Source organism: Inquilinus sp. YAF38, from assembly GCF_052113205.1.
In the GTDB taxonomy this organism is placed as follows: Bacteria; Pseudomonadota; Alphaproteobacteria; order DSM-16000; family Inquilinaceae; genus Inquilinus.
Genome location: NZ_JBFRCU010000062.1, coordinates 1 through 26040 on the forward strand (window position 1 = coordinate 1; position 26040 = coordinate 26040).

Consider the following 26040-nt stretch of genomic DNA (forward strand, 5'->3'; position numbering starts at 1 on the left):
GCCTTCATCCATCGCGATCGGCGCGATCAGCGTCACCTTCATCGAGATGTTGTCGCCCGGCATCACCATCTCGGTGCCTTCCGGCAGCTCCACCACACCGGTCACATCCGTCGTCCGGAAGTAGAACTGCGGACGGTAGTTGGTGAAGAACGGCGTGTGACGGCCGCCCTCTTCCTTCGTCAGGATGTACGCCTCGGCCTTGAACTCGGTGTGCGGCGTRATCGAGCCCGGCTTGGCCAGAACCTGGCCSCGCTCGACCTCCTCRCGCTTGGTGCCGCGCAGCAGYGCGCCGACATTGTCGCCCGCCTCGCCCTGGTCCAAGAGCTTGCGGAACATCTCGACGCCSGTGCAGRTCGTCTTCWSCGTSKSCTTCAGACCGACGATCTCSAYYTCCTCRCCSACCTTCACGATMCCGCGCTCGATCCGGCCCGTCACCACCGTGCCGCGGCCCGAGATCGAGAACACGTCCTCGATCGGCATCAGGAACGGACGGTCCTTCGGACGCTCCGGCTGCGGGATGTACGCGTCCACCTTCGCCATCAGCTCCAGGATCGCGTCATGGCCCAGCTTCTTGTCGCCATCCTCCAGCGCCACCAGCGCCGAGCCCGGAATGATCGGAATGTCGTCCCCGGGGAAGTCGTAGCTCGACAGCAGCTCGCGGACCTCGAGCTCCACCAGCTCCAGCAGTTCCGGATCGTCGACCATGTCGACCTTGTTCAGGAACACCACCAGCGCCGGCACACCGACCTGGCGCGCCAAGAGGATGTGCTCGCGGGTCTGCGGCATCGGGCCGTCGGCCGCCGACACCACCAGGATCGCGCCGTCCATCTGCGCAGCACCCGTGATCATGTTCTTCACGTAGTCGGCGTGGCCCGGGCAATCCACATGCGCGTAGTGACGGTTCGCCGTCTCGTACTCCACATGCGCCGTCGAGATCGTGATCCCGCGCGCCTTCTCTTCCGGCGCCTTGTCGATCTGGTCGTACGCCGTGAACGTCGCCCCGCCCGTCTCCGCAAGCACCTTCGTGATCGCCGCCGTCAGCGATGTCTTGCCATGGTCCACGTGACCAATCGTGCCGATGTTGCAGTGCGGCTTCGTCCGCTGAAACTTCGCCTTCGCCATTCTCTCTCTCCGTTCTTCTTAAGCGCGCATCAAGCAAGCTTGGCGCGGACTTCGTCGGCGATCGCCTGGGGCACTTGCTCGTAATGATCGAAGTGCATCGAATACTGGGCGCGGCCCTGGGACATCGACCGCAGGGTGTTGACGTAGCCGAACATGTTGGCCAGCGGCACCATCGCGGCGATGACCTGGGCGTTGCCGCGGCTGTCCATGCCCTGGATCTGGCCACGGCGGCTGTTCAGGTCGCCGATGACGTCGCCCATGTAGTCCTCGGGCGTCACCACCTCGACCTTCATGATCGGCTCGAGCAGCGCCGGCCGGGCCTTCGGAATGCCCTCGCGGAACGCGGCGCGGGAGGCGATTTCGAACGCCAGCACCGAGGAGTCGACGTCGTGGTAGGCGCCGTCGATCAGGCTTGCCTTGAAGTCGATGACCGGGAAGCCGGCGATCACGCCGGTGTCCTTGGCCGAGTTCAGGCCCTTTTCCACGCCCGGGATGTATTCCCGCGGCACGGTGCCGCCGATGACCGAGCTTTCGAACTGATAGCCCGACCCCGCCGGCAGCGGCTCGAACACCAGCTTGATGCGGGCGTACTGGCCCGAACCGCCGGTCTGCTTCTTGTGGGTGTAGTCGATCTCGGCCCGCTGGGTGATGGTCTCGCGATAGGCCACCTGCGGCGCGCCGACATTGGCGTCCACCTTGAACTCGCGCTTCATGCGGTCGACCAGGATCTCGAGATGGAGCTCGCCCATCCCCTTGATCACGGTCTGGCCGCTCTCAGGATCCACGGCGACGCGGAAGGACGGATCCTCCTGCGCCAGGCGCTGCAGCGCGGTCGACATCTTCTCCTGGTCGGCCTTCGACTTCGGCTCGACCGCGACCTCGATGACCGGCTCCGGGAACTCCATGCGCTCGAGCACGATCGGCTTGGCCGGATCGCACAGGGTGTCGCCCGTCGTGGTGTTCTTCAGGCCGACCAGGGCGACGATGTCACCGGCGCTGGCCTCCTTGATCTCCTCGCGGTTGTTCGCATGCATCAGCAGCATGCGGCCCACCCGCTCCTTCTGGCTCTTGACCGAGTTCTGGACGTAGGACCCGGCCAGCAGCGTGCCCGAATAGATGCGGGCGAAGGTCAGCGAACCGACGAACGGGTCGGTCATGATCTTGAAGGCGAGAGCCGAGAACGGCGCCTCGTCATTGGTCGGCCGGGTGTCCGGCTCGTCCGAATCGACCTTGTGGCCCTCGACCTGGGCGACGTCGAGCGGCGACGGCAGGAAGTCGACCACGGCGTCGAGCAGGGTCTGCACGCCCTTGTTCTTGAAGGCCGAGCCGCAGAGCACCGGCACGAACTTGAACGCCAGCGTGCCCTTGCGGATGCAGGCGCGCAGCTGGTCCGGCGTCGGCTCGGTGCCCTCGAGATAGGCCTCCATCACCGTGTCGTCCATCTCGACCGCGGTGTCGAGCAGGGCATGGCGGTATTCGGCCGCCTTCTCCTTCAGGTCATCCGGGATCTCGGCGACGCGGAAGTTGGCGCCGAGGCTGTCGTCCTCCCAGATCACCGCCCGGTTTTCGACCAGGTCGACGATGCCGGCATACTCGCTCTCAACGCCGATCGGCAGGTTCAGCACCAGCGGCACCGCGCCCAGCCGGTCCTTGATCATGTCGACGCAGCGATAGAAGTTGGCGCCGATCCGATCCATCTTGTTGACGAAGCAGATCCGCGGAACCTTGTACTTATCGGCCTGGCGCCAGACGGTCTCGGACTGCGGCTCGACGCCCGCCACCGAATCGAACACCGTCACCGCACCATCGAGCACGCGCAGAGACCGCTCGACCTCGATGGTGAAGTCGACGTGGCCCGGCGTGTCGATGATGTTGACGCGGTGGTCGCGCCAGAAGGCGGTGGTCGCAGCCGAGGTGATGGTGATGCCGCGCTCCTGCTCCTGCTCCATCCAGTCCATCGTCGCCGTGCCTTCATGCACTTCGCCGATCTTGTACGACTTTCCGGTGTAGTAGAGGATTCGCTCGGTCGTGGTCGTCTTACCGGCATCGATGTGCGCCATGATGCCGATGTTGCGGTATTTCTCGATCGCGTGGCTACGCGGCATGATCAGTCTCTCGGGCCGGAGGCTGGGTTACCAGCGGTAGTGCGAGAACGCCTTGTTGGCGTCCGCCATCTTGTGAGTGTCTTCGCGCTTCTTCACCGCGGCGCCCCGCTGGTTGGAGGCGTCCATCAGCTCGTTCGAGAGGCGGTCGACCATGGTGGTCTCGGAGCGCTTGCGCGCCGCCGCGATCAGCCAGCGGATGGCCAGGGCCTGGCCACGCTCGGCACGGACTTCGACCGGCACCTGGTAGGTGGCGCCGCCGACCCGGCGCGAGCGGACCTCGACATGCGGGCGGACATTCGCCAGCGCCTCATGGAAGGCCACGATCGGATCGGCCTTGGTGCGGCTCTGCAGCTTGTCGAGAGCGTCGTAGACGATCGTCTCGGTGGTGGATTTCTTGCCGTCGTACATGAGGTTGTTCATGAACTTCGACAGGATGACATCGCCGAATTTCGGGTCCGGCAGGATTTCACGCTTCTCGGCGCGATGGCGACGGGACATCTGTGACCTCCTTACTTCGGACGCTTCGCGCCGTACTTCGACCGGCGCTGGCGACGATCCTTGACACCCTGCGTATCGAGCGTGCCGCGAATGATGTGGTAGCGCACGCCCGGCAAGTCCTTCACACGACCGCCGCGGATCATGACGACCGAGTGCTCCTGCAGGTTGTGGCCCTCACCCGGGATGTAGCTGGTGACCTCGAACCCGTTGGTGAGGCGCACGCGCGCCACCTTACGAAGCGCCGAGTTCGGCTTCTTCGGGGTCGTGGTGTAGACACGGGTGCAAACGCCACGCTTCTGCGGGCAGGCCTGGAGAGCCGGCACCTTGTTGCGCGCCCGCTGCGGCTGGCGCGGCTTACGGATCAACTGATTGATCGTCGGCATATCTGCCCTTCTTGGTTCTTCGACAAAAACGGCCCGGCAAAGCGGCCCACCCCTCCGGTCGCCACTGGCTCGACATCACAATCCGAGAGAAGGATGACGCAAACGATACAGGACCCCGAGGCGCCCACGCCTGCGGGGCCAACCGGAGTCCTTCGCTTGTCGCGGCTGCATCCCAGATGCATCCGCGGTCGTCTGTCTCTGCGGAAAGCGCGTCTAACCCGTCGCAAAACGGGTTACAGCCGGCTCCCGGAAAAGCGCGCGGACTATACGGATGCACCCCTGCCCCGTCAAGCCGCATCGATCGCCTGCGAAACGATCAGGCGCCGCCCTGCCCCGGCAGCGAGACCGAGCCCAGCTTGTCGGGGTTGCGGGTCCAGAACACGCCGGTGATTCCCTCGGCTCCGACGGCGATGCCGATGGTGCCCATCAGCTGGTCGCCGTCCATCACCACATAGCCCTGCTGGCCGTTGATCCAGCGCGGCAGATAGGTGAATTCGCGGCCGAACTTGCGCCAGATGCCGTGCAGGAACTGGGCCACCCGCTCGCTGCCCTCGATCACGTTCATCGCCGCCCGCGCCTTGCCGCCGCCGTCGCTGTAGAGCTGGGCGTCGCGGGCCAGCAGCGCGGTCAGCTGTGCCAGATCGCCGGAGCGCAGCGCGTCATGGAAGGCGGTCAGCATCGCCTGGTGCCGCGGCTGCGGCACCGGCTCGGCGGCAAGGCCGCTGCCCTCCAGCTTGCGCCGGGCGCGGCTGACCAGCTGGCGGGTGGCGGCGTCGCTGCGGTCGAGCGCGGTCGCCACGGCGGCATGCTCCAGGCCGAAGACATGCTGCAGCAGATAGGCCGCGCGCTCGACCGGCGTCAGCTTCTCCAGCAGCAGCAGGAAGGCGGTGGTCAGCGTCTCGCTGCGCTCCAGCTCCTCGGCGGCGGAGGGGGCGGTGTCGGTCACCAGCGGCTCCGGCAGCCAGGGACCGACATAGGTCTCGCGCCGGTGCCGGGCCGAGCGGAGCTGGTCGATGCACAGCCGGGTGCAGGCGGTGACCAGCCAGGCCCGGGCGCTGTCGACGGCGCCGCGGTCGGCCGCCTGCCAGCGCAGCCAGGTCTCCTGCACCGCGTCCTCGGCATCGGCGCGCGAGCCGAGCATGCGGTAGGCCAGGCCCCACAGGACCCTGCGGCTGGCTTCGAAGTCCGCGGCGTCGGAACGGGCATGGGCGTGGTCCATCTGCGTCTCGGGGGCGAAGGGCGACACGGACAAGACGGGACAGCCTCTGCAGATGTGACGTGGCAGCCTACACCCGCTCGGCCAGATGCCGCGCGCGGACCTCGTCGAGCCCTGCGACGATGCTGCGGGCGTCGAAATGCGCCCTCGCCCGGGCCGGCCCAGCGAGCTGCAGCCGGCGGCGCAGCGCCGGGTCGCCGATCAGGGTCTCGGCCGCCGCCTGGATGGCCTCCGCCGTCACCTTCGGCAGGGTGACCGCCGTGTCGCCGGTGATCTCGCGCAGGCCGCCGGTGCCGGAGCAGATCAGCGCGGCGCCCCAGGTCAGCGCCTCCAGCGCGGTGCGGCCGAACGGCTCCTCATAGACCGAGGGCACCGAGGCGATGGCGGCGCGGCGGACCCAGCCCATGACCTCGTCATGCGGCATGAAGGGCAGGAACTGCGCCCGGTCGCCGGCCTCGGCCAGGGTCGCCTTGACTCGGCTGACGAAGGCCGGGTCGCGGCCGCGGCCGATCATCACCGCCCGCCAGTCCGGATGCGCCGCCAGCACCGGCTTCATCGCCCGGGCGAATTCCAGCGGCCCCTTGTCCGGGATCACCCGCCCGACCTGGATGATGATGTTCTCCTTGGCCTCGGGCGGCGGCGCCGGCGCGTCCATGTCGAGGCCGTTATAGACGACGTCGAGCGTGCCCTTGAACCAGGGCGCGTGCGCCTGGAAGTGCCGGCGCAGCGCCTCGGACACGAAGACGAAACCGGCGAAGCGGGAGACGGCGGCCCGATAGTGCAGCCGCCACAGCAGGCCCTTGTGGAAGCGGATGAAGTTGTGCCGGAAGTACAGGAGCGGCACCCGCGGCAGGGCCCGGGCGAGGGCCGAGGCGGTCACCCGGTGGGCGTGGACCTCGATCAGCGACGGGTTCAGCGCCTTGATCTGCGGCAGTGCCCGCTTCATCCAGCGGCGATGCGGCTCCCCCTCCTGCAGCGGGATCGGATGGAAGCGGATGCCCGGGAAGGGCTCGCCCGCATCCTGCCCGACCACGACGATGTCCTGCGCGTAGCGGCTGAAGGTGACGGTATCGCGCGCATAGAGATCGACCGGGCTGGCGCCGACGGCGCCGAACTTCATCTTGCGCGGCAGGACGATGACGATGGGACCCATGGCTACCTCCGGGCGCCTTTATGGCGACCCGCGGCGGCCGATGCCAGGGTTCTCCTGGCCTGCGACCGCGCTGCGAGTTGATCGCAGCCGGCCCCGGGCCTATTCTCCGCCGCGAGATCGCGTGGCCGGCCGAGGGTCGGGCCGCGCTGCAGGAGAACGGTGTGATGCTTCGTTACGATGTGCTCGAACAGGCGGCGGTGGACCGGACGCCGTTCCCGCATGTGATTTCCGGGGATGTGCTGCCCGAGGCGCGCCGCGCCGAGCTGGAGAAGGATTTCCCCGACATCCCGATCACCGGCTTCGTGCCGCCGGACGAGTACCCGGCCGGCGCCGCGTTCAAGGAGCTGGTGTCGGACGTCACCAGCCGGGAATTCGCCACCATGCTCGGCACCAAGTTCGGCCTCGACCTGGCGTCGAAGCCGACCCTGGTCACGGTGCGGAAATGGTCCGAGGCGGCGGCCGGGCGGCCGCACACCGACGGGGCGGACAAGATCGTCACCGCGCTGGTCTATCTGAACCAGGAATGGGCCTCGAACGAGGGCTGCCTGCGCATCCTGACCAGCCAGGACATCAACAGCCCGGATGCCCGGGAAGTGGCGCCGACCTTCGGCAACTTCCTGGCCTTCCAGCGCTCCGACCATTCCTGGCACGGCCACCTGCCGTTCAAGGGCGAGCGCCGGGTGCTCCAGATCGCCTGGTGCGTGAACGAGGAGGCGATCGCCCGCAAGCGCAAGCGCCACGGCCAGTCCAGCTTCCTGAAGAAGCTGTTCTCCTTCGGCAAGAAGCATTGAGCGGAGCGGCCTGAACCCCATATCGCATCAGGGGCGCCGGCCGGCGGCCGGCCCCTCCGACCGACGGGAGACGGCAATGCATCCGATCCGAACCCTTGTCGTCGCCGGCTTCGTCCTGACCGGCTGCATCGCCGCGGCGCCGCCGGAAGCCGCGCCCGACCCGGCCGTGGCGGCGAAGCTGCGGCAGCTGTCCGGCGGCAACGCCTGCAGCGACCGGATCGCCGGGGCGCTGACGGCGGCCGGGATCGCCGCCGACCGGATCACCGATTACGACCTGGCGCCGGCGGCGACGAGCGGCCGGCGCAGTGGAGGGACGCGGCGCAACCTGCAGCGCCAGGCCTGGCTCAAGATGGCCGGCGGCGGCAGCGTCGTGGTGCAGTTCGAGCCGACATCGTGCCGCATCGCCCTCGTCTACGCCCGCGACGGCGCGGTGCTGCCGAGGGCCGGCTGAGGCCCGCGGCCCTCAATCCGCTTTGTCGCTGCTGCCGATGATGCGCCCGGTCGAATCGTAGTGGATCGTCCGGTTGCCCTGTTGGCGGTCATAGCCGAGCGTGCGGCCGACGAAATCGTGGCGGACGACGCGGGAGCCGTCCTGCCGGTCATATCCCGTCATCCGACCTGCGGAGTCGTAGTGGACGGTCCGCTTGCCGTCCTGGCGCCCGTATCCGATCAGGCGCCCCGTCGAATCATACTCGACCTGCCGCTGCGCCGACGCGGTCCCGGCCGTGAGAGGCCCCGAGAGCGCCACAAGCACGCCGAGACCCAGGATCCGCCGCGTCCGCATTCGCTCCTCCCGCACCGCCCGAGCCGAGCCCGGCAGCTTCAACGGCTATCGCCGATTTGCGGCAATTCCGTGGTCCCGGCGGCAAGGCGCTCCAGCAGCGGCACTGCCTCCGCCGGGTCCGGCATGGCGGCGATCTCCCGCGCCATCCGTGCCGCCGCCGACCGACAGCCCGGATCGGCCAGCACTGGCCGCGCGGCCTCGCGCACCGTCTCCGGCGAGCAGCCGACCGGGTCGAGCACCCGGGCGACGCCGAGCGCGGCGCAGCGCTCCGCATTGGCCGGCTGGTCCGCCCCGATCGGCAGCAGGACCATCGGCACGCCATGCGCCAGCGCCCCGATCACGCCGCCCGACCCGGCCTGCGAGACCATCAGGCTGCAACGGGGCAGCAGCAGTGATTGCGGCACGTAGCGCTCGATCCGGACATGCGCCGGCTGCAGGCCGAAGGCGGCCGGGTCGATCTCGCGTCCGGTGGTGACCACCAGGCTGACCGGCAGGTCGCGCAGCCCGGCGACCATCCGCTCGAGCAGGTCCCCGGCTTCGAGATGGAACACGGTGCCGAGCGTGGCGTAGACGACCGGCCGATCGGTCGGCAGGGCCGCGAGCCAGGCCGGCACCTCCGCCGCGGCCTCGCCGACCGACGGGCGGATCAGCCGCGCCGTCGCCGGCAGCGGGTGGGCCGGGTCGCGGAAGGAGGGCGGCACCGGCGACAGCACCAGGTGCCGGCGCAGCATCGCCAGATTCGGATCGGGGCCGAGGCCGTGCTCCGCCCGCAGCGCGGCGAGCGGCGCCGCCACCAGATCGGGCCGGACCAGGGCGCCGGCCGCGATCACCAGCACCGAGGCATGGGGCAGGCCGAGGCGCTCGGCCACGACCATGGCGCCGAAATCCATCTCGTCGCAGACCAGCAGGTCCGGCCGCCAGCGGCCGCACAGATCGAGCAGCGCCGCCGCCCGGTCGCGCGCCACCCGCCCGGCGAAGCCGTCGCGCACCGCCCGGTCCTCTCGCGCCGCGTCAAAGGCGAGCAGCGGCGTGCGGACCGGGGCCGAGCGCAGCGTCTCCCCGCCGGTAGCGAAGGCGGCAAAGCCGGCCGCCTCGACCGTTTCGGTCATCGCCGGCTGCCCGGCGAAGGCGACGTCGTGCCCGACCGCCCGCACCGCCACGGCGAGCGGCACCAGCGGCTGGAAGTGCCCGCTCCCGCCGGCAAAGCTGAACAGGACCCGCATGGCAGTCTCCGGGGGCTGAATGGAGGCGCCCCCGTAGGTTGGGTTCGCGGACGCGAACCCAACATCGCGCAGCCCGGACCGGTGTTGGGTTCGCGATGCGAACCCAACCTACGCGAGCGGCTCAGGCTCCAGACAAAGAAAAACCCCCGCCGGCGGACCGGAGGGGGTTTTCCCTTTGGAGCTAGCCCGGATCAGGCGGCGGCCTCGCCCGAGGGCAGGGCCGGCTCGCCGTCCTGCTCCTCGTGCTGCAGCCGGGCGACCCGGTCGCGCTCGCCGGCGATCGCTCGCAGGCGGTTGACCACCGAGCCGGTGCCCGCCGGGATCAGGCGGCCGACAATGACGTTCTCCTTGAGGCCGGCCAGGTCGTCGACCTTGCCGGAGACCGCCGCCTCGGTGAGGACGCGGGTGGTCTCCTGGAACGAGGCCGCCGAGATGAACGACTTGGTCTGCAGCGAGGCCTTGGTGATGCCCTGGAGCACCGAGACGCCCTTGGCCGGCCGCAGGTTCTCGCGGATCGTCTTCTCGTTCTCTTCCTCGAAGTCCTCGCGGTCGACCTGATCGCCGATCAGGAGGGTGGTGTCGCCCACCTCCGTCACCTCGATCTTCTGCAGCATCTGGCGGACGATCACTTCGATGTGCTTGTCGTTGATCTTCACGCCCTGGAGCCGGTAGACGTCCTGGATCTCATTGACCAGGTAGTCCGCCAGCGCCTCGACGCCGAGGACCGACAGGATGTCGTGCGGCACCGGGTTGCCGTCCAGCAGCTGGTCGCCCTTGAGGACGTAGTCGCCTTCCTGCACCGAGATGTGCTTGCCCTTCGGAATGAGGTACTCGCGCTCCTCGCCCGACTCCTCATGGCGCACGACGATGCGCCGCTTGGTCTTGTAGTCCTTGCCGAACTCGACCCGGCCATCGAGGTCCGAGATGATGGCGTAGTCCTTCGGCTTGCGGGCCTCGAACAGCTCGGCGACGCGCGGCAGACCACCGGTGATGTCACGCGTCTTCGAGCCTTCGCGCGGGATACGGGCCATGACGTCGCCGGCCTGCACCTGCGCGCCGTTCTCGACCTGCAGGATGGCGTCGACCGAGAGGAAGTAGCGCGCCTCCAGGCCGTTCGGCAGGCGGATCACCTCGCCCTTCTCGTCGCGCAGGACGATGCGGGGCTTCAGCTGGTCGCCGCGCGGCTGCTGCCGCCAGTCGACCACCACCTTGGCCGAGATGCCGGTCTGCTCGTCGACGACCTCGCGGATCGAGACGCCTTCGACCAGGTCCATATAGGTCGCCGTGCCCGCCTTCTCGGTGATGATCGGCATGGTGTACGGATCCCACTCGGCCATCTTGCGGCCGCGCTCGATCTTCTCGCCGTCATCGACCAGCAGCTTGGCGCCGTAGGGCAGACGGTGGCGCGCCTTTTCGCGGCCCTGCCCGTCGACGAGCTGCAGCTCGCAATTCCGGCTCATCACCACCAGGACGCCCTGGCCGTTCTTCACCACGTTGCGGTTCTTGATCTGGACCTTGGCGTCGAACGCCGCCTCGATCGCAGATGCCTCCGCACCACGCTGGGCCGCGCCGCCGATGTGGAACGTCCGCATCGTCAGCTGGGTGCCCGGCTCGCCGATCGACTGCGCSGCGATGACGCCGACGGCCTCGCCGATGTTCACCGTGGTGCCGCGGGCCAGGTCGCGGCCATAGCACTTGCCGCAGATGCCGCCCTTGGTCTCGCAGGTCAGCGCCGACCGGATCAGCACCCGGTCGATGCCGGCGATCTCGACCGCCTCGACCAGCGCCTCGTCGATCAGCTCGCCCTGCTGGACCACGACCTCACCGGTCAGCGGATGCAGCACCGCTTCGCCGGCGCAGCGGCCCAGGAGACGCTCGCCCAGCGGCACGATCACCTCGCCGCCATCGATCACGGCGCCGGTGGTGATGCCGTTCTTGGTGCCGCAATCCTCCTCGACCACCACGCAATCCTGGGCGACGTCGACCAGGCGGCGGGTGAGGTAGCCGGAGTTCGCGGTCTTCAAGGCGGTGTCGGCCAGGCCCTTGCGGGCGCCGTGCGTCGAGTTGAAGTACTCGAGAACGGTCAGGCCTTCCTTGAAGTTCGAGATGATCGGCGTCTCGATGATCGACCCGTCCGGCTTCGCCATCAGGCCGCGCATACCGGCGAGCTGCCGGATCTGCGCCGCCGAACCGCGGGCGCCGGAATGGGCCATCATGTAGACCGAGTTCACCTGCCGGGTCGGGTCGGTGAGCGTGGCCTGGATCTCGGCCATCATCTCACGCGCCACCTCGTCGGTGGTGTTCGACCACACGTCGACCACCTTGTTGTACTTCTCGCCGCGGGTGATCAGGCCGTCGAGATACTGATTCTCGTACTCCTTCACCAGCTGCGTCGCCTTGGCGATCAGCTCTTCCTTCGCCTTCGGGATGACCATGTCATCCTTGCCGAAGGAGATGCCGGCGCGGCAGGCATGGGCGAAGCCCAGGCCCATCAGCCGGTCGCAGAAGATCACCGTCTCCTTCTGGCCGCAGTGGCGGTAGACGATGTCGATGACGTTGGTGACGTCCTTCTTCGTCAACAGCCGGTTGACCTGGCTGAACGGCACCGCCGGGTGCCGCGGCAGGATCTCGGACAGCAGCATCCGGCCCGGCGTGGTGGTGACGCGCTGGATGATCTCCTGGTGGTTTTCGTCGACCGTCTTGAACCGGGTCTTGATCCGGCTGTGCATGCCGATCACGCCGGCCGCCATCGCCTGCTCCATCTCGCCGATCGAGGCGAAACGGGGGATCTGGTGGGCGGTCAGCTTGCCCGACTTCAGCTTCTCGAACACCGCCTTGATGTCGGTGGCGTCGACCACATCCGCCGGCTTGGCCGGGTTCTGCAGGATGATGTCGTCATTGGTGATCGCCGACGTCAGCGCCTCGATCCCGTCGATCGACAGCGCGGGCCCGAGCTTGTCGTTGCGCTCCATCGACAGGTAGTAGATGCCGAGGACGATGTCCTGCGACGGCACGATGATCGGCTTGCCGTTGGCCGGGCTGAGGATGTTGTTGGTCGACATCATCAGCACGCGGGCCTCGAGCTGGGCCTCGAGCGCGAGCGGCACGTGCACGGCCATCTGATCGCCGTCGAAATCGGCGTTGAAGGCGGTGCAGACCAGCGGGTGCAGCTGGATCGCCTTGCCCTCGATCAGGGTCGGCTCGAACGCCTGGATGCCCAGGCGGTGCAGCGTCGGGGCGCGGTTCAGCAGGACCGGGTGCTCGCGGATGACCTCCTCGAGGATGTCCCAGACCTCCGGCCGCTCCTTCTCCACCATCCGCTTCGCGGCCTTGATGGTGGACGCCATGCCGTACAGTTCAAGCTTGTGGTAGATGAACGGCTTGAACAGCTCGAGCGCCATCTTCTTCGGCAGGCCGCACTGGTGGAGCTTCAGCTCCGGCCCGACGACGATGACCGAACGGCCCGAATAGTCGACGCGCTTGCCGAGCAGGTTCTGGCGGAACCGGCCCTGCTTGCCCTTCAGCATGTCGCTGATCGACTTCAGCGGGCGCTTGTTGGCGCCGGTGATGACGCGGCCGCGGCGGCCGTTGTCGAACAGCGCGTCGACCGCCTCCTGCAGCATGCGCTTCTCRTTGCGCACGATGATGTCGGGCGCGCGCAGCTCGATCAGCCGCTTCAGGCGGTTGTTGCGGTTGATGACGCGGCGATAGAGGTCGTTCAGGTCGGACGTGGCGAAGCGGCCGCCGTCCAGGGGGACGAGCGGGCGCAGCTCCGGCGGGATCACCGGAACGACGTCGAGCACCATCCAYTCCGGATGCGAGCCGGATTCCAGGAAGGCGTCGATCAGCTTCAGCCGCTTGACCAGCTTCTTGCGCTTGGCCTCGGAACCGGTCTCGCGCAGCTCCTCACGGACCTGCACCCGCTGCTCCTCGAGGTCCATGCCCGAAAGCATGCCCTTGAGGGCCTCGGCGCCGATCTTGGCGGTGAAGGAATCCTCGCCGTACTCGTCCTGGGCGCGAAGATACTCGTCCTCGGTGAGGAGCTGGTTCTTCTTCAGCGCGGTCAGGCCGGGCTCGACCACCACGAAGCTCTCAAAATACAGGACCTTCTCGAGATCCTTGAGCGTCATGTCGACCATCAGGCCGATGCGCGACGGCAGCGACTTCAGGAACCAGATATGCGCCACCGGCGAGGCCAGCTCGATATGGCCCATGCGCTCGCGCCGGACCTTCGACAGCGTGACCTCGACGCCGCACTTCTCGCAGATGATGCCGCGATACTTCATGCGCTTGTACTTGCCGCACAAGCACTCGTAATCCTTGATCGGACCGAAGATCCGGGCGCAGAACAGGCCGTCCCGCTCCGGCTTGAAGGTCCGGTAGTTGATCGTCTCGGGCTTCTTGATCTCGCCATAGGACCAGGAGCGGATGCGCTCCGGGCTGGCGATCTGGATCTTGATCTGGTCGAAGCTCTGCGGCGTCGAGACCTGGCCGACGAGATTCATCAACTCGTTCATGTACCTGCTCCCCCGGGGGTAGGGACGGACGTATAGGGTTCAACGATGGCCGGCCCTGTCGGACCGGCCACCGGAAACGGATCAGAAGCTGCGCTGCTCGAGCTCGACATTGAGGCCCAGCGACCGCAGTTCCTTCATCAGCACGTTGAAGGATTCGGGGATGCCGGCCTCGAAGTTGTCGTCGCCGCGGACGATCGCCTCGTAGACCTTGGTGCGGCCGGACACGTCGTCCGACTTCACCGTCAGCATCTCCTGCAGCGTGTACGCCGCGCCGTAGGCTTCGAGCGCCCACACCTCCATTTCGCCGAAGCGCTGGCCGCCGAACTGGGCCTTGCCGCCCAGCGGCTGCTGGGTGACCAGGCTGTACGGGCCGATCGACCGGGCGTGGATCTTGTCGTCCACCAGGTGATGCAGCTTCAGCATGTAGATGTAGCCGACGGTCACCTTGCGGGCGAACTGCTCGCCGGTCCGGCCGTCCTGCAGCGTCACCTGGCCCGAGGAGGCCAGGCCGGCCTTCTCCAGCATGTGGACGATGTCGTCCTCGCGGGCGCCGTCGAACACCGGCGTCGCCATCGGCACGCCCTTGCGCAGGTTGCCGGCCATCTCGACCATCTCGTCCGTGGACATGTCCTTGATGTCCTCGTCGTACTGGCCGCTGCCGTAGACGTCCTGCAGCTTGTCCTGCAGCACCTTCACCGTCTTGCCGGTGTCCTCGCCGCGCCGGGCCTGGGCCTGGTACTGGTCGACGACCTCGCCGATCTGGCGGCCGATACCGGCCGCAGCCCAGCCGAGATGGGTCTCCAGAATCTGGCCGACATTCATGCGGCTGGGCACGCCGAGCGGATTGAGCACCAGGTCGACATGGGTGCCGTCCTCAAGATACGGCATGTCCTCGATCGGCATGATCTTGGACACGACGCCCTTGTTGCCGTGGCGGCCGGCCATCTTGTCGCCGGGCTGCAGCTTGCGCTTCACCGCGACGAAGATCTTGACCATCTTCATCACGCCGGGCGGCAGCTCGTCGCCGCGCTGGAGCTTCTCGACCTTGTTGTCGAACCGGGCCTCCAGCGCCTTCACCTGGTCGTCGAAGTGACGGCCCATGGCCTCGATATCGGCCATGCGCGCCTCGTCGGCGATGGTGATCTGGCGCCACTGGCCGCGGCTGAAGTCCTTCAGCTGCGCCTCGCCGATCTCGCCGCCGGTGGCGAAGCCCTTCGGACCGGAAACCGAGGTCTGCCCCACCAGCAGCTCCCTCAACCGGGCGAAGAAGCTGCGCTCCAGGATCGCGCGCTCGCTGTCGCGGTCCTTGGCCAGCCGCTCGATCTCGGCCCGCTCGATCGCCAACGCGCGCTCATCCTTGTCGACGCCGCGGCGCGAGAACACCCGCACCTCGACGATCGTGCCGGTGACACCCGGCGGCAGGCGCAGCGAAGTGTCGCGGACGTCGGACGCCTTCTCGCCGAAGATGGCGCGGAGCAGCTTCTCCTCCGGCGTCATCGGGCTCTCGCCCTTCGGCGTGACCTTGCCGACCAGGATGTCGCCCGGCTTCACCTCGGCGCCGATGTAGACGATGCCCGCCTCGTCGAGATGGCGCAGCGCCTCTTCACCAACATTCGGGATGTCGCGGGTGATTTCTTCCTGACCGAGCTTGGTGTCGCGCGCCATCACCTCGAATTCCTCGATGTGGATCGAGGTGAAGACGTCGTCCTTGACGATGCGCTCGGAAATGAGGATCGAGTCCTCGAAGTTGTAGCCGTTCCAGGGCATGAAGGCGACGAGCACGTTGCGGCCGAGCGCGAGCTCGCCGAGTTCGGTCGACGGGCCGTCGGCGATGATGTCGCCCTTGGCCACGCGGTCGCCGACCTTCACCAGCGGCCGCTGGGTGATGCAGGTGCTCTGGTTCGAGCGCTGGAACTTCAGCAGGTTGTAGATGTCGACGGTCGAGACCGCGCCCTCGGTGTCGGTCACCCGCACCACGACGCGGGTGGCGTCGACCGTGTCGATCACGCCAGCGCGGCGGGCGACGATGGTGACGCCCGAGTCACGGGCGACCGTGCCCTCCATGCCGGTGCCGACCAGGGGCGCGTCGGCACGAACCAGCGGCACCGCCTGGCGCTGCATGTTCGAGCCCATCAGCGCGCGGTTGGCGTCGTCGTTCTCGAGGAACGGGATCAGCGCCGCGGCCACCGAGACGATCTGCTTCGGCGAGACGTCCACCAGATCGATCGATTCCGGCTTCGACATGATGTAGTCGCCGCCCTGCCGGCACGACACGAGGTCGCCGACGAAGCGGCCTTCCGCGTCCAGCTCGGCATTCGCCTGGGCGATGGTGTAGCGGCTCTCCTCCATCGCCGAGAGGTAGATGACCTCGTTGGTGACGCGGCCGTCCGCCATCTTACGATAGGGGCTCTCGATGAAGCCGTACTTGTTCACCCGGGCATAGGTCGCGAGCGAGTTGATCAGGCCGATGTTCGGGCCTTCCGGCGTCTCGATCGGGCAGATCCGGCCGTAATGGGTCGGGTGCACGTCGCGCACCTCGAAGCCCGCGCGCTCACGGGTCAGACCGCCCGGCCCGAGGGCCGAGAGGCGCCGCTTGTGCGTGATCTCGGACAGCGGGTTGGTCTGGTCCATGAACTGGCTGAGCTGCGAGGAGCCGAAGAACTCCCGCACCGCCGCCGCCGCCGGCTTCGCGTTGATCAGGTCGTGCGGCATGATCGTGTCAATGTCGACCGACGACATGCGCTCGCGGATCGCGCGCTCCATGCGCAGCAGGCCGACGCGGTACTGGTTCTCCATCAGCTCGCCGACCGAACGGACGCGGCGGTTGCCGAGGTTGTCGATGTCGTCGATCTCGCCGCGGCCGTCCTTCAGCCCGACCAGGATCTTGAGGATCTCGAGGATGTCGGTCTTGCGCAGGACGCGGAGCTGGTCGTCGGTCTCGAAGCCCAGGCGCGCGTTCATCTTCACCCGGCCGACGGCCGAGAGGTCGTAGCGCTCCTGGTCGAAGAACAGGCCATTGAACAGCGCCTCGGCGCTCTCCAGCGTCGGCGGCTCGCCCGGGCGCATGACCCGGTAGATGTCGATCAGCGCATCCTCGCGGGAGGCGTTGCGGTCGATCGCCAGGGTGCTGCGGACATACGGGCCGACATTGACGTGGTCGATGGCGAGCACGGTCAGGGTGTCGAAGCCCTTCTCCTCGAACAGGTCGAGGACGGCCTGGGTGACCTCGTCGCCGGCCTCGAAGAAGACCTCGCCGGTCTTCTCGTCGATCACGTCGCCGGCCAGGTAGCGGCCGGCCAGGTCCTCGGCCGGGACCAGGATCTCGGTGACGCCCTGCTCGACCAGCTTCTTGATGGCGCGCGGCGTCATCTTGGTGTCTACCGGGGCCACCACCTCGCCCGAGGCGGCGTCGACCAGATCGGCCGTCAGCTTGACGCCCTTCAGGCGCTCGCCGTCGAAGGCGGTCTTCCAGCCGTCCTTGACGCGCGTGTAGGCGACGCCGTCGTAGAAGAAGCTGAGGATCTCCTCCCGGCTCATGCCCTGCGCCTCATAGGGCTGCAGGCCGCGGCCATCCTTCGCCCGTGCCTGGCGCAGCGCGGCGGTCTCGGCCGAATCCAACGCCATCAGCAGGGTCGTGGTCGGCAGCTTGCGGCGGCGGTCGATGCGGACATACATGTGGTCCTTGGCATCGAACTCGAAGTCGAGCCAGGAGCCGCGATAGGGGATGACGCGGGCGGCGAACAGGTACTTGCCCGAGGAATGGGTCTTGCCGCGGTCATGGTCGAAGAACACACCGGGGCTGCGGTGCATCTGCGAGACGATGACGCGCTCGGTGCCGTTGATGATGAAGGTGCCGTTCGCCGTCATGAGCGGCATGTCGCCCATGTAGACGTCCTGCTCCTTGATGTCGCGGATCGAGCGCAGGCCCGTATCCTCCTCGACATCGAACACGGTCAGGCGCAGCGTCACCTTGAGCGGCGCAGCGAAGGTCATGCCCCGCTGCYGGCACTCSTCGACGTCGTATTTCGGCTCTTCCAGCTCATACGAAACAAAATCGAGCTCGGCGCGTTCAGAGAAGTCCTTGATCGGGAACACCGACCGGAACACCTCCTGCAGGCCGACCACGGCCCGGGCCGCCGGCTTGATGTTCATCTGCAGGAACTGATCGTAGGAGCTGCGCTGCACCTCGATCAGGTTTGGCATTTGGGCGACCTCGGGAATCCGCCCGAAACTCTTGCGGACGCGCTTACGGCCGGTGAAGGTCTGAGCCATGTGAGCCCCTCGTTTCCAACAAATGCCGAACAGGTACGGAACACAAACGCCCGTTCGCGGCCGACCCCGAGGGATCGGCCGCGCCCGGACTACAACGACAAAACAGCCTGAAGTGCCACGCGGGTCTTACTTGACGTCGACCTTGGCGCCGGCTTCTTCCAGCTGCTTCTTGATCTTGGCGGCCTCGTCCTTCGACACGCCTTCCTTGACGGGCTTGGGCGCGCCTTCGACGAGGTCCTTGGCCTCCTTGAGGCCGAGGCCGGTGATCGCACGGACCTCCTTGATCACGTTGATCTTCTTGTCGCCGGTCTCCGTCAGGATGACGTTGAACTCGGTCTGCTCTTCCGCCGGAGCGGCAGCAGCGGCGACCGGAGCAGCCGCAGCCGCGGCGGGAGCAGCGGCGGACACGCCCCACTTCTCCTCGAGCAGCTTCGACAGCTCGGCGGCCTCAAGGACCGTCAGGCTCGACAGATCGTCGACCAGCTTTGCAAGATCAGCCATTTCGTTCTCCTAAAACTTGGGTCTTCTGGGTACGGATTCAACAGGTGCGGCTCTATGCCGCCTCGTCCTTCTTGGCATAGGCCCCGAAGACGCGGGCAAGCTGCCCGGCCGGAGCCTGCAGAACACCAGCGATACGCGTCGCCGGAGTCTGGATCATGCCCACCAGCCTCGCGCGCAGCTCGTCCAGCGACGGCAGCGCAGCGAGAGCCTCGACACCCTTCTGATCGAGCAGCTGAGGACCGAGACCGCCGCCGATGATCTGCAGCTTCTCGTTCTTCTTGGCGTATTCGACCGCCACCTTCGCCGCCGCGACCGCGTCCTGAGAGAACGCGATAGCGGTCGGGCCGGTGAACAGGTCGGCCAGATGCTCGAACTGGGTGCCCTGAAGGGCGATGCGGGCGAGCCGGTTCTTAGTCACGCGGAACGAGGCCCCCGCCGCGAGCATTTGCCGCCGGAGATCGGTCGACTCGGCCACCGTCATCCCGCCTTGGCGGGTGACGACGACCGTGTACGCCGTCCGGAACGACTCCTGCAGCGCGGCGATCTTCTCGGTCTTTTGTGTTCGGTTCACGGATCGCCTCCGTTGTCGGGATCCCGCCCCGGCTGCTGCCGGAAGGGGACCCCAGTCCACACTGGACCGGTCCTTGGGCCCGCCCTCGAGATGAGGTTGGGTCCGGTGCCGATCCGCTCTCCTGTCCCAGAAGTCCAAGCCCCGCGCGGCGCCCGGGCCGAAGCCCGGCCGCCGCCGTTGATTGGGTTCGACTCCCGTCTATGCAGGTGGGTTTTAAGCGCCTTGCGACGCCCCTGCAGTCTCGGACAGGTTCGGGCAGGGCCGAAGCCCCCACCCTGTCCGCCACCCGTTGCCGGGCAGCGTATTCCTCAGGCGCCGGCGCCTTCGTGCAGCTTCGGCAGATCCAGCTTGTAGCCCGGGCCCATGGTCGAGGTGACGGTCACCTTCTTGAGATAGGTGCCCTTCGCCCCGCTGGGCTTGGCGCGCTGGATCGCCTCGACGAAGGCGCGGATGTTGCCGACCAGCGCCTCTTCCGTGAAGCTGGCCTTGCCGACGCCGGCATGGATGATGCCCGCCTTCTCGGCCCGGAACTCCACGGCGCCGCCCTTGGCGGCCTTGACCGCGCCGGCGACGTCCGGGGTGACGGTGCCGAGCTTCGGGTTCGGCATCAGGCCGCGCGGGCCCAGCACCTTACCGAGGCGACCGACCACACCCATCATGTCCGGGGTGGCGATGCAGCGGTCGAAATCCATCCGGCCTTCGAGGATCTCCTTGGCGAGATCATCGGCGCCGACGATATCGGCCCCGGCGGCCGTGGCCTGCTCGGCCTTGTCGCCGCGGGCGAACACCAGGACGCGGACGGTCTTGCCGGTGCCGTTCGGCAGCTGGACGACGCCGCGGACCATCTGGTCGGCGTGGCGCGGATCGACGCCGAGATTCATCGCGATCTCGACGGTCTCGTCGAACTTCGCCGTGGCCGACGCCTTCAGCATCTTGACGGCCTGGGCCAGCTCGTAGGTCGCCTCGGGGTTCAGGCCCTTGGTGACGGCGCGCATGCGCTTGGAAATCTTGGCCATGCCGATTACTCCACCACCTCGATGCCCATCGATCGGGCGGAGCCCTTGATCATCTGGGCAGCCGCGTCGACGTCGTTGGCGTTGAGATCCTTCATCTTGATCTCGGCGATGTCGCGGATCTGCTTCATCGTGATCTTGCCGACCGTGGCGCCCTTGCCGGGCGTCTGGCTGCCCTTGTCGAGCCCCGCGGCCTTCTTGATGAAGTAGGTGTTCGGCGGCGTCTTGGTGACGAAGGTGAACGTCCGATCGCCATAGGCCGTGATCACGACCGGGATCGGCATCCCCTTCTCGAGATTCTGGGTCAGCGCGTTGAACGCCTTGCAGAACTCCATGATGTTCAGACCGCGCTGGCCCAGCGCCGGACCGATCGGCGGCGACGGGTTGGCGGCGCCCGCGGGCACCTGCAGCTTGATCTGTCCTACGACCTTCTTTGCCATCTCATATCCCTCAACAACTGATCCCTCCGGCGGAACCGGAGGGATTGGGAAGCGCGGTCACGACCCCCGGAGGACTTCCCGGGAGGATCTCCCGCACCGTTTCCCCGCGCCTTGCAGTGCGGGGTATCCGACGACGATCAGCGGACCGTCACGAAACTTTCTCGACCTGCGTGTACTCTAGCTCCACCGGAGTCGCACGGCCGAAGATCGAGACCGCGACCTTGAGCCGCGACCGCTCCTCGTCCACCTCCTCCACCACGCCGTTGAAGCTGGTGAAGGGACCGTCGGCCACGCGCACCGTCTCGCCGATCTCGAAGGTGATGGACGGCTTCGGCCGCTCCACGCCCTCCTGGACCTGCTGCATGATCCGCATCGCCTCGGTCTCGCTGATCGGGATCGGCTTGTTGCCGGACCCGAGGAAGCCGGTGACCTTCGGCGTGTTCTTGACCAGATGCCAGGCCCGGTCGGACAGCTCCATCTTGAGCAGCACGTAGCCCGGGAAGAACTTGCGCTCGGTGTTGACCTTCTGGCCGCGGCGGATCTCGACGACCTCCTCGGTCGGCACCACGATCTGCTCGAAATGATCGGACAGGCCCTTCTGGTCGGCCTGCTCGCGGATCGACTCCGCGACTTTCTTCTCGAAATTCGAATAGACGTGCAGCACGTACCAACGCGTCGCCATGGGTCAGCTCCCCATGCCGATAACGGAGGTCACCGCCCAGCCGGCGACCCAGTCGACCAGCAGGAAGAAGATCGACATGAGAGTGACGAACACGAACACCATGCCGGTGGTGATCGCGGTCTCCTTCCGTGTCGGCCAGGTGACCTTCGCGGTCTCCTGCCGGACCTGCCTGAAGAACTGGACGGGGCTGGTCTTGGCCATGTCTACCAATCAAATCGCCGGTGAGGCGGGCGTGGCAGGAGTGGAGGGTCTCGAACCCCCAGCCTTCGGTTTTGGAGACCGACGCTCTACCAATTGAGCTACACTCCTCCGGGGATCGCCCTACCTTCAGGAAACACGGCGAGGCACGCTCGCCGCCCTGACCGCGGAGCGAACGGTCTTCTAGCGGAAGCGCCGGACAGAATCAACACCCTGTTCGGGAACCCTGTCGGATTTCTCTCAGGCCGCCCGCTCCGCCCCGCTCGCCGGGGCCGTGGCGATGTCCAGGAACAGCCGGTGCACCCGCCGGTCGGCGGACAGCTCGGGATGGAAGGTTGCGGCCAGCAGCCTGCCCTGGCGCACCAGCACCGGGTCGCCGTCCCGCTCCGCCAGCACCTCGACGTCCGGACCGATTGCGGCGATGCGCGGCGCCCGGATATAGACCGACTCCAGCGGCCCACCGGGCAGCGTGGTCGGCGTCTCCAGGATCGCCGAGTCGATCTGCCTTCCATAGGCGTTGCGCTCGACCGTGGCGTCGAGCACGCCGAGGCTCGCCTGCTCCGGCCGCAGCACCCGGCGGGCCAGCAGGATGCAGCCGGCGCAGGTGCCGAACACCGGCATCGCCCGGGCGAAGCGGCCGAGCGCCTCGAACATCCCATCGCGCGCCGCCAGCTTGAGCAGCGTGCTCGACTCGCCGCCCGGGATCACCAGACCGGCCAGGCCGGCGAGATGGGCCGGCAGCCGCACCGGGACGGCCTCCGCGCCGGCCTCGCGCACGGCCCGGGCATGGGCCTCGAAGTCGCCCTGCAGCGCCAGCACGCCGATGCGCGGCGCGCCGGCACCCATGCCCTGCCCGCTCACCATCCGCGGGTCTGCAGCATCTGGGCGGGGTCGAGCGCCGCCACCGCCAAGCCCTTCATGGCGCCCTGGCACTCAGCGCTGGCCTCGGCCAGGATCGCCGCGTCCTCGTAATGGGTGGTGGCACGGACGATGGCGCGGGCGCGGCGCTCGGCCTCCTCCGGCTCCGCGAAGGTCTGCGAATCCTGCATGAAGATGCCGGAGCCGACGAACACCGCCTCGGCCCCCAGCTGCCGCACCAGCGCGGCATCCGCCGGGGTGGCGATGCCGCCGGCGGAAAAATTCGGCACCGGCAGCCGGCCGGTCTCGGCCACCAGCCGCACCAGCTCATACGGCGCGCCCAGTTCCTTGGCCGTGGCGTACAGCTCCTCCGGGCGCAGCACGGTCAGGCCGCGGATGTCCCGGCTGATCTGGCGCAGATGCTGTACCGCATGGACCACGTCGCCGGTGCCGGCCTCGCCCTTCGTGCGGATCATGGCCGCGCCCTCGGCGATCCGGCGCAGCGCCTCGCCCAGGTTGCGGGCGCCGCAGACGAAGGGGGTGGCGAAGGCCTGCTTGTCGACGTGATGCGCCTCGTCGGCCGGGGTCAGCACCTCGGATTCATCGATGAAGTCGACGCCGAGCGACTGCAGCACCTGGGCCTCGGCGAAATGGCCGATGCGGCACTTGGCCATCACCGGGATCGACACCGTGCCCATGATCTCGCGGATCTTGACCGGCGAGGCCATGCGGGCGACACCGCCTTCGGCCCGGATCTGCGCCGGCACCCGCTCCAGCGCCATCACCGCGACGGCGCCGGCACGCTCGGCGATCTCGGCCTGGCGCGCATCGGTGACGTCCATGATGACGCCGCCCTTGAGCATCTCGGCCAAGCCGGTCTTCAGGCGCAGGGCCTGCGGGGAATGGGTTCCGTTGCTGCCGTTGGCGGTCATGGGCTGTCTCCGAAGGAAGTCGCCCGAACGCTAGGCCGCCGGCACTGGTCGGAGAAGATCCACCGAACCGGCAATTTCACGGAGCCAATTCGTACCCAGCCGCACCGACTCCCCGATTGGTGGGTTCGGATTTCTTCCGAAACAATGGGTCCAGTCAGACTGCGCCGCCGCGGCGGAAGGACTGCACCACTTCGCGCAGCAGGGCGACGCCCTGGCGGATGTCCGACTCGTCCAGCGCGGCGTAGCCCATCAGGAAGCCGGCGCCACTGTCCGCCCCTGCCGCACCGGTCTCGGCCGGAACGATGCCGACCGAGCGCAGCGCCGCGGCTTCGGCGACGCTGCCGGCCAGGGCGACCGGGATGTCGCGGAAGCGGACCACCAGATGCAGCCCGACCCTCGCCCCCTCGATCGCCACCGCCGGGCCGAAGGCCAAGGTCAACGCCGCCACCAGCGCGTCGCGGCGGCGCTGGTTGCGGCGGCGGGTGCGGCGGATGTGGCGCTCGAAATGGCCGTCGCGGATGAGATGGGCGAACACCGCCTGGTCGAGCGAGGCGGTGTGCCGGTCGGTCAGCTGCTTGGCCCGCAGGAACGGCTCCACCAGCTCGGGCGGCAGCACCATGTAGCCGAGCCGCAGCCCGGGCGAGAGCACCTTGGAGACGGTGCCGGAGTAGATCACCAGCCCGGCGCGGTCGAGCGCCTGCAGCGATTCGACCGGCCGGCCCTCGTAGCGGTATTCGCTGTCGTAATCGTCCTCGAACACATAGGTGCCGCCGCGTTCGGCCCAGTCCAGGAGGGCCAGGCGGCGCGCTGCCGGCATCACCCCGCCGGTCGGGAACTGGTGGCCGGGGGTGACATGGGCCAGCCGGGCGCCCACTTCGGGCGGCGGCAGTTGGGTGGTGTCCAGCCCATCGGCATCGACCGGCACCGGCAGCAGCCGGGCGCCGATCGCCTCCACCGCCAGCCGGGCGCCGCTGTAGCCCGGATCCTCGACCACCACGGTGTCGCCGGGGTCGACCAGCACGCGCAGGGCCAGGTCGACCGCCTGCTGCGAGCCGTTGACGATCAGGATCTGCTCCGGCCGCGCCCGCACCGCCCGGGCCCGGCCGAGATAGTCGGACAGTGCGGCCCGCAGCTCCGGCAGGCCTTGCGGGTTCTCGTAGAGGTAGGGCTTGCCGGCGCGGCGGCGGATCTCGCGCAGCAGCAGCCGGCGCCAGATGTCGGCCGGGAAGTCGGCGGCGCTGACGGTGCCGTAGTGGAAGCTGTAGCGCAGGCCGCCGCGGCGGGTCAGGCTGTCGATGTCGAGGCCGCGCAGCCGCTCGCTGTAGCGCGACAGCCGGGGTGCGCGATGCGCCTCGGCCGGGATCGCGGCGGCCGCGGGGCGTGGCGCGGGCTCGGCCGGCAGCGCCGCGCCGACGAAGGTGCCGGCGCCCGGCCGGCTTTCGAGATAGCCCTCGGCCAGCAGCTGCTCATAGGCCTGCAGCACGGTGTTGCGCGCGATCGCGAACTGGTCGGCGAGAGCGCGAGAGGACGGCAGCCGGGTGCCCGGCGCCGTGGCGCCGCTCAGGATCGACGCCTTGAGCTGATCGTAGAGCTGGGTCTGCAGCGGCGCGTCGCGGTCGAGACGGATCACCATGGGCCCATCCTAAACGACGAAAGGGCGGGGAGATCCCCGCCCTTCCGCTTGTCGCGATCGGATGCCGCAGGCGCGGCAGCCGGATTACTTGATGATGGAGGCGACGACGCCGGCGCCGACGGTGCGGCCGCCTTCGCGGATGGCGAAGCGCAGGCCTTCATCCATCGCGATCGGCGCGATCAGCGTCACCTTCATCGAGATGTTGTCGCCCGGCATCACCATCTCGGTGCCTTCCGGCAGCTCCACCACACCGGTCACATCCGTCGTCCGGAAGTAGAACTGCGGACGGTAGTTGGTGAAGAACGGCGTGTGACGGCCGCCCTCTTCCTTCGTCAGCCCTGGTCCAAGAGCTTGCGGAACATCTCGACGCCGGTGCAGGTCGTCTTCACCGTCGGCTTCAGACCGACGATCTCGATTTCCTCACCCACCTTCACGATCCCGCGCTCGATCCGGCCCGTCACCACCGTGCCGCGGCCCGAGATCGAGAACACGTCCTCGATCGGCATCAGGAACGGCTTGTCCTTCGGACGCTCCGGCTGCGGGATGTACGCGTCCACCCGAGCCATCAGCTCCAGGATCGCGTCGTGGCCCAGCTTCTTGTCGCCATCCTCCAGCGCCACCAGCGCCGAGCCCGGCACGATCGGAATGTCGTCGCCAGGGAAGTCGTACGAGCTCAGCAGCTCGCGCACCTCGAGCTCGACCAGCTCCAGCAGCTCCGGATCGTCGACCATGTCGACCTTGTTCAGGAACACCACCAGCGCCGGAACGCCGACCTGGCGGGCCAGCAGGATGTGCTCGCGGGTCTGCGGCATCGGGCCGTCGGCCGCCGACACCACCAGGATCGCCCCGTCCATCTGCGCCGCGCCCGTGATCATGTTCTTCACGTAGTCGGCGTGGCCCGGGCAGTCCACATGCGCGTAGTGGCGGTTCGCCGTCTCGTACTCCACATGCGCCGTCGAGATCGTGATCCCGCGCGCCTTCTCTTCCGGCGCCTTGTCGATCTGGTCGTACGCCGTGAACGTCGCCCCGCCCGTCTCCGCCAACACCTTCGTGATCGCCGCCGTCAGCGACGTCTTGCCATGGTCCACGTGACCGATCGTGCCGATGTTGCAGTGCGGCTTCGTCCGCTCAAACTTCGCCTTCGCCAT

At 67.9% G+C, this 26040-nt stretch carries 21 protein-coding genes, 1 tRNA gene and 1 pseudogene; 2 read left to right on the top strand and 21 right to left on the bottom strand.

Features of this window, described 5'->3' with window-relative positions; translation table 11 throughout:
- From tuf to AB4Z01_RS23970, 6 genes are all read right to left on the bottom strand, one after another.
- Positions 1-1122: elongation factor Tu (tuf, locus tag AB4Z01_RS23945; RefSeq protein WP_441698264.1), on the bottom strand; the 1122-nt coding region annotated here is incomplete at its 3' end.
- Between the two features lie 29 nt (positions 1123-1151).
- Positions 1152-3227, bottom strand: coding sequence for an elongation factor G (fusA, locus tag AB4Z01_RS23950; protein WP_441698266.1), 2076 nt, complete (start codon positions 3225-3227; stop codon positions 1152-1154).
- Between the two features lie 27 nt (positions 3228-3254).
- Positions 3255-3725: a 30S ribosomal protein S7 gene (gene rpsG, locus AB4Z01_RS23955; RefSeq protein WP_441325748.1), complete on the bottom strand. Its 471-nt coding sequence runs from the start codon at positions 3723-3725 to the stop codon at positions 3255-3257.
- A gap of 11 nt (positions 3726-3736) precedes the next feature.
- The gene (rpsL, locus tag AB4Z01_RS23960; protein WP_026873043.1) at positions 3737-4108 is read right to left on the bottom strand and encodes a 30S ribosomal protein S12; all 372 of its coding nucleotides are present in this window, start codon (positions 4106-4108) and stop codon (positions 3737-3739) included.
- 316 nt (positions 4109-4424) lie between these two features.
- The gene (gene sigJ / locus AB4Z01_RS23965) at positions 4425-5354 is read right to left on the bottom strand and encodes an RNA polymerase sigma factor SigJ (RefSeq protein ID WP_441698372.1); all 930 of its coding nucleotides are present in this window, start codon (positions 5352-5354) and stop codon (positions 4425-4427) included.
- Between the two features lie 40 nt (positions 5355-5394).
- Entirely contained in the window at positions 5395-6477 is a 1083-nt protein-coding gene (locus AB4Z01_RS23970; RefSeq protein WP_441698269.1) for a glycosyltransferase family 4 protein, read from the bottom strand.
- A gap of 164 nt (positions 6478-6641) precedes the next feature.
- Here AB4Z01_RS23970 and AB4Z01_RS23975 point away from each other — a divergent pair, with 164 nt between their 5' ends.
- Together AB4Z01_RS23975 and AB4Z01_RS23980 are read left to right on the top strand one after the other, a co-directional pair.
- On the top strand, positions 6642-7268 hold the full coding sequence (locus tag AB4Z01_RS23975; protein ID WP_441698270.1) for a 2OG-Fe(II) oxygenase: 627 nt from the start codon (positions 6642-6644) through the stop codon (positions 7266-7268).
- A gap of 76 nt (positions 7269-7344) precedes the next feature.
- The gene (locus AB4Z01_RS23980) at positions 7345-7719 is read left to right on the top strand and encodes a hypothetical protein (protein WP_441698271.1); all 375 of its coding nucleotides are present in this window, start codon (positions 7345-7347) and stop codon (positions 7717-7719) included.
- A 12-nt stretch (positions 7720-7731) separates the two neighbouring features.
- Here AB4Z01_RS23980 and AB4Z01_RS23985 read toward each other — a convergent pair whose 3' ends face one another.
- The 15 genes and pseudogenes from AB4Z01_RS23985 to AB4Z01_RS24055 form a co-directional block, all read right to left on the bottom strand.
- Positions 7732-8052: a hypothetical protein gene (locus AB4Z01_RS23985; protein WP_441698273.1), complete on the bottom strand. Its 321-nt coding sequence runs from the start codon at positions 8050-8052 to the stop codon at positions 7732-7734.
- A 38-nt stretch (positions 8053-8090) separates the two neighbouring features.
- The gene (locus AB4Z01_RS23990; RefSeq protein WP_441698275.1) at positions 8091-9275 is read right to left on the bottom strand and encodes a glycosyltransferase; all 1185 of its coding nucleotides are present in this window, start codon (positions 9273-9275) and stop codon (positions 8091-8093) included.
- 191 nt (positions 9276-9466) lie between these two features.
- A complete protein-coding gene (rpoC, locus tag AB4Z01_RS23995; protein ID WP_441698277.1) occupies positions 9467-13792 on the bottom strand; it encodes a DNA-directed RNA polymerase subunit beta' in 4326 nt (1441 codons plus the stop codon).
- A gap of 81 nt (positions 13793-13873) precedes the next feature.
- Entirely contained in the window at positions 13874-18064 is a 4191-nt protein-coding gene (gene rpoB, locus AB4Z01_RS24000; protein ID WP_441698279.1) for a DNA-directed RNA polymerase subunit beta, read from the bottom strand.
- Positions 18065-18190: 126 nt separating this feature from the next.
- Positions 18191-18565, bottom strand: coding sequence for a 50S ribosomal protein L7/L12 (gene rplL / locus AB4Z01_RS24005; protein WP_441698281.1), 375 nt, complete (start codon positions 18563-18565; stop codon positions 18191-18193).
- A 52-nt stretch (positions 18566-18617) separates the two neighbouring features.
- The gene (rplJ, locus tag AB4Z01_RS24010; protein ID WP_441698282.1) at positions 18618-19136 is read right to left on the bottom strand and encodes a 50S ribosomal protein L10; all 519 of its coding nucleotides are present in this window, start codon (positions 19134-19136) and stop codon (positions 18618-18620) included.
- A gap of 308 nt (positions 19137-19444) precedes the next feature.
- A complete protein-coding gene (gene rplA, locus AB4Z01_RS24015) occupies positions 19445-20152 on the bottom strand; it encodes a 50S ribosomal protein L1 (RefSeq protein ID WP_441698284.1) in 708 nt (235 codons plus the stop codon).
- Positions 20153-20157: 5 nt separating this feature from the next.
- On the bottom strand, positions 20158-20589 hold the full coding sequence (rplK, locus tag AB4Z01_RS24020; RefSeq protein ID WP_429227162.1) for a 50S ribosomal protein L11: 432 nt from the start codon (positions 20587-20589) through the stop codon (positions 20158-20160).
- Between the two features lie 148 nt (positions 20590-20737).
- Positions 20738-21271, bottom strand: coding sequence for a transcription termination/antitermination protein NusG (gene nusG / locus AB4Z01_RS24025; protein ID WP_441698286.1), 534 nt, complete (start codon positions 21269-21271; stop codon positions 20738-20740).
- 3 nt (positions 21272-21274) lie between these two features.
- The gene (gene secE / locus AB4Z01_RS24030) at positions 21275-21472 is read right to left on the bottom strand and encodes a preprotein translocase subunit SecE (protein WP_429227160.1); all 198 of its coding nucleotides are present in this window, start codon (positions 21470-21472) and stop codon (positions 21275-21277) included.
- A gap of 32 nt (positions 21473-21504) precedes the next feature.
- Positions 21505-21580: transfer RNA gene (locus tag AB4Z01_RS24035), tRNA-Trp, on the bottom strand.
- A 129-nt stretch (positions 21581-21709) separates the two neighbouring features.
- Positions 21710-22333, bottom strand: coding sequence for a pyridoxal 5'-phosphate synthase glutaminase subunit PdxT (pdxT, locus tag AB4Z01_RS24040; RefSeq protein WP_441698288.1), 624 nt, complete (start codon positions 22331-22333; stop codon positions 21710-21712).
- A complete protein-coding gene (pdxS, locus tag AB4Z01_RS24045; RefSeq protein ID WP_441698290.1) occupies positions 22327-23259 on the bottom strand; it encodes a pyridoxal 5'-phosphate synthase lyase subunit PdxS in 933 nt (310 codons plus the stop codon). The genes pdxT and pdxS overlap by 7 nt, the downstream gene beginning before the upstream one ends.
- A 154-nt stretch (positions 23260-23413) precedes the next feature.
- Positions 23414-24892 (bottom strand): MocR-like pyridoxine biosynthesis transcription factor PdxR, encoded by a 1479-nt coding sequence (pdxR, locus tag AB4Z01_RS24050; protein ID WP_441698292.1) that lies wholly within the window; start codon positions 24890-24892, stop codon positions 23414-23416.
- 84 nt (positions 24893-24976) lie between these two features.
- Positions 24977-26040 (bottom strand): annotated as a pseudogene (locus AB4Z01_RS24055) (elongation factor Tu).

What these genes read in the sequence shown, in the direction of transcription:
- rplL (WP_441698281.1), bottom strand. Translation starts at nt 18,565, where the DNA reads ATGGCTGATCTTGCAAAGCTGGTCGACGATCTGTCGAGCCTGACGGTC.
- fusA (WP_441698266.1), bottom strand. Translation starts at nt 3,227, where the DNA reads ATGCCGCGTAGCCACGCGATCGAGAAATACCGCAACATCGGCATCATG.
- AB4Z01_RS23980 (WP_441698271.1), top strand. Translation starts at nt 7,345, where the DNA reads ATGCATCCGATCCGAACCCTTGTCGTCGCCGGCTTCGTCCTGACCGGC.
- AB4Z01_RS23985 (WP_441698273.1), bottom strand. Translation starts at nt 8,052, where the DNA reads ATGCGGACGCGGCGGATCCTGGGTCTCGGCGTGCTTGTGGCGCTCTCG.
- nusG (WP_441698286.1), bottom strand. Translation starts at nt 21,271, where the DNA reads ATGGCGACGCGTTGGTACGTGCTGCACGTCTATTCGAATTTCGAGAAG.
- pdxR (WP_441698292.1), bottom strand. Translation starts at nt 24,892, where the DNA reads ATGGTGATCCGTCTCGACCGCGACGCGCCGCTGCAGACCCAGCTCTAC.
- rplK (WP_429227162.1), bottom strand. Translation starts at nt 20,589, where the DNA reads ATGGCAAAGAAGGTCGTAGGACAGATCAAGCTGCAGGTGCCCGCGGGC.
- rpsG (WP_441325748.1), bottom strand. Translation starts at nt 3,725, where the DNA reads ATGTCCCGTCGCCATCGCGCCGAGAAGCGTGAAATCCTGCCGGACCCG.
- secE (WP_429227160.1), bottom strand. Translation starts at nt 21,472, where the DNA reads ATGGCCAAGACCAGCCCCGTCCAGTTCTTCAGGCAGGTCCGGCAGGAG.
- pdxT (WP_441698288.1), bottom strand. Translation starts at nt 22,333, where the DNA reads ATGGTGAGCGGGCAGGGCATGGGTGCCGGCGCGCCGCGCATCGGCGTG.
- AB4Z01_RS23975 (WP_441698270.1), top strand. Translation starts at nt 6,642, where the DNA reads ATGCTTCGTTACGATGTGCTCGAACAGGCGGCGGTGGACCGGACGCCG.
- AB4Z01_RS23970 (WP_441698269.1), bottom strand. Translation starts at nt 6,477, where the DNA reads ATGGGTCCCATCGTCATCGTCCTGCCGCGCAAGATGAAGTTCGGCGCC.
- rpsL (WP_026873043.1), bottom strand. Translation starts at nt 4,108, where the DNA reads ATGCCGACGATCAATCAGTTGATCCGTAAGCCGCGCCAGCCGCAGCGG.
- AB4Z01_RS23990 (WP_441698275.1), bottom strand. Translation starts at nt 9,275, where the DNA reads ATGCGGGTCCTGTTCAGCTTTGCCGGCGGGAGCGGGCACTTCCAGCCG.
- rplA (WP_441698284.1), bottom strand. Translation starts at nt 20,152, where the DNA reads ATGGCCAAGATTTCCAAGCGCATGCGCGCCGTCACCAAGGGCCTGAAC.
- pdxS (WP_441698290.1), bottom strand. Translation starts at nt 23,259, where the DNA reads ATGACCGCCAACGGCAGCAACGGAACCCATTCCCCGCAGGCCCTGCGC.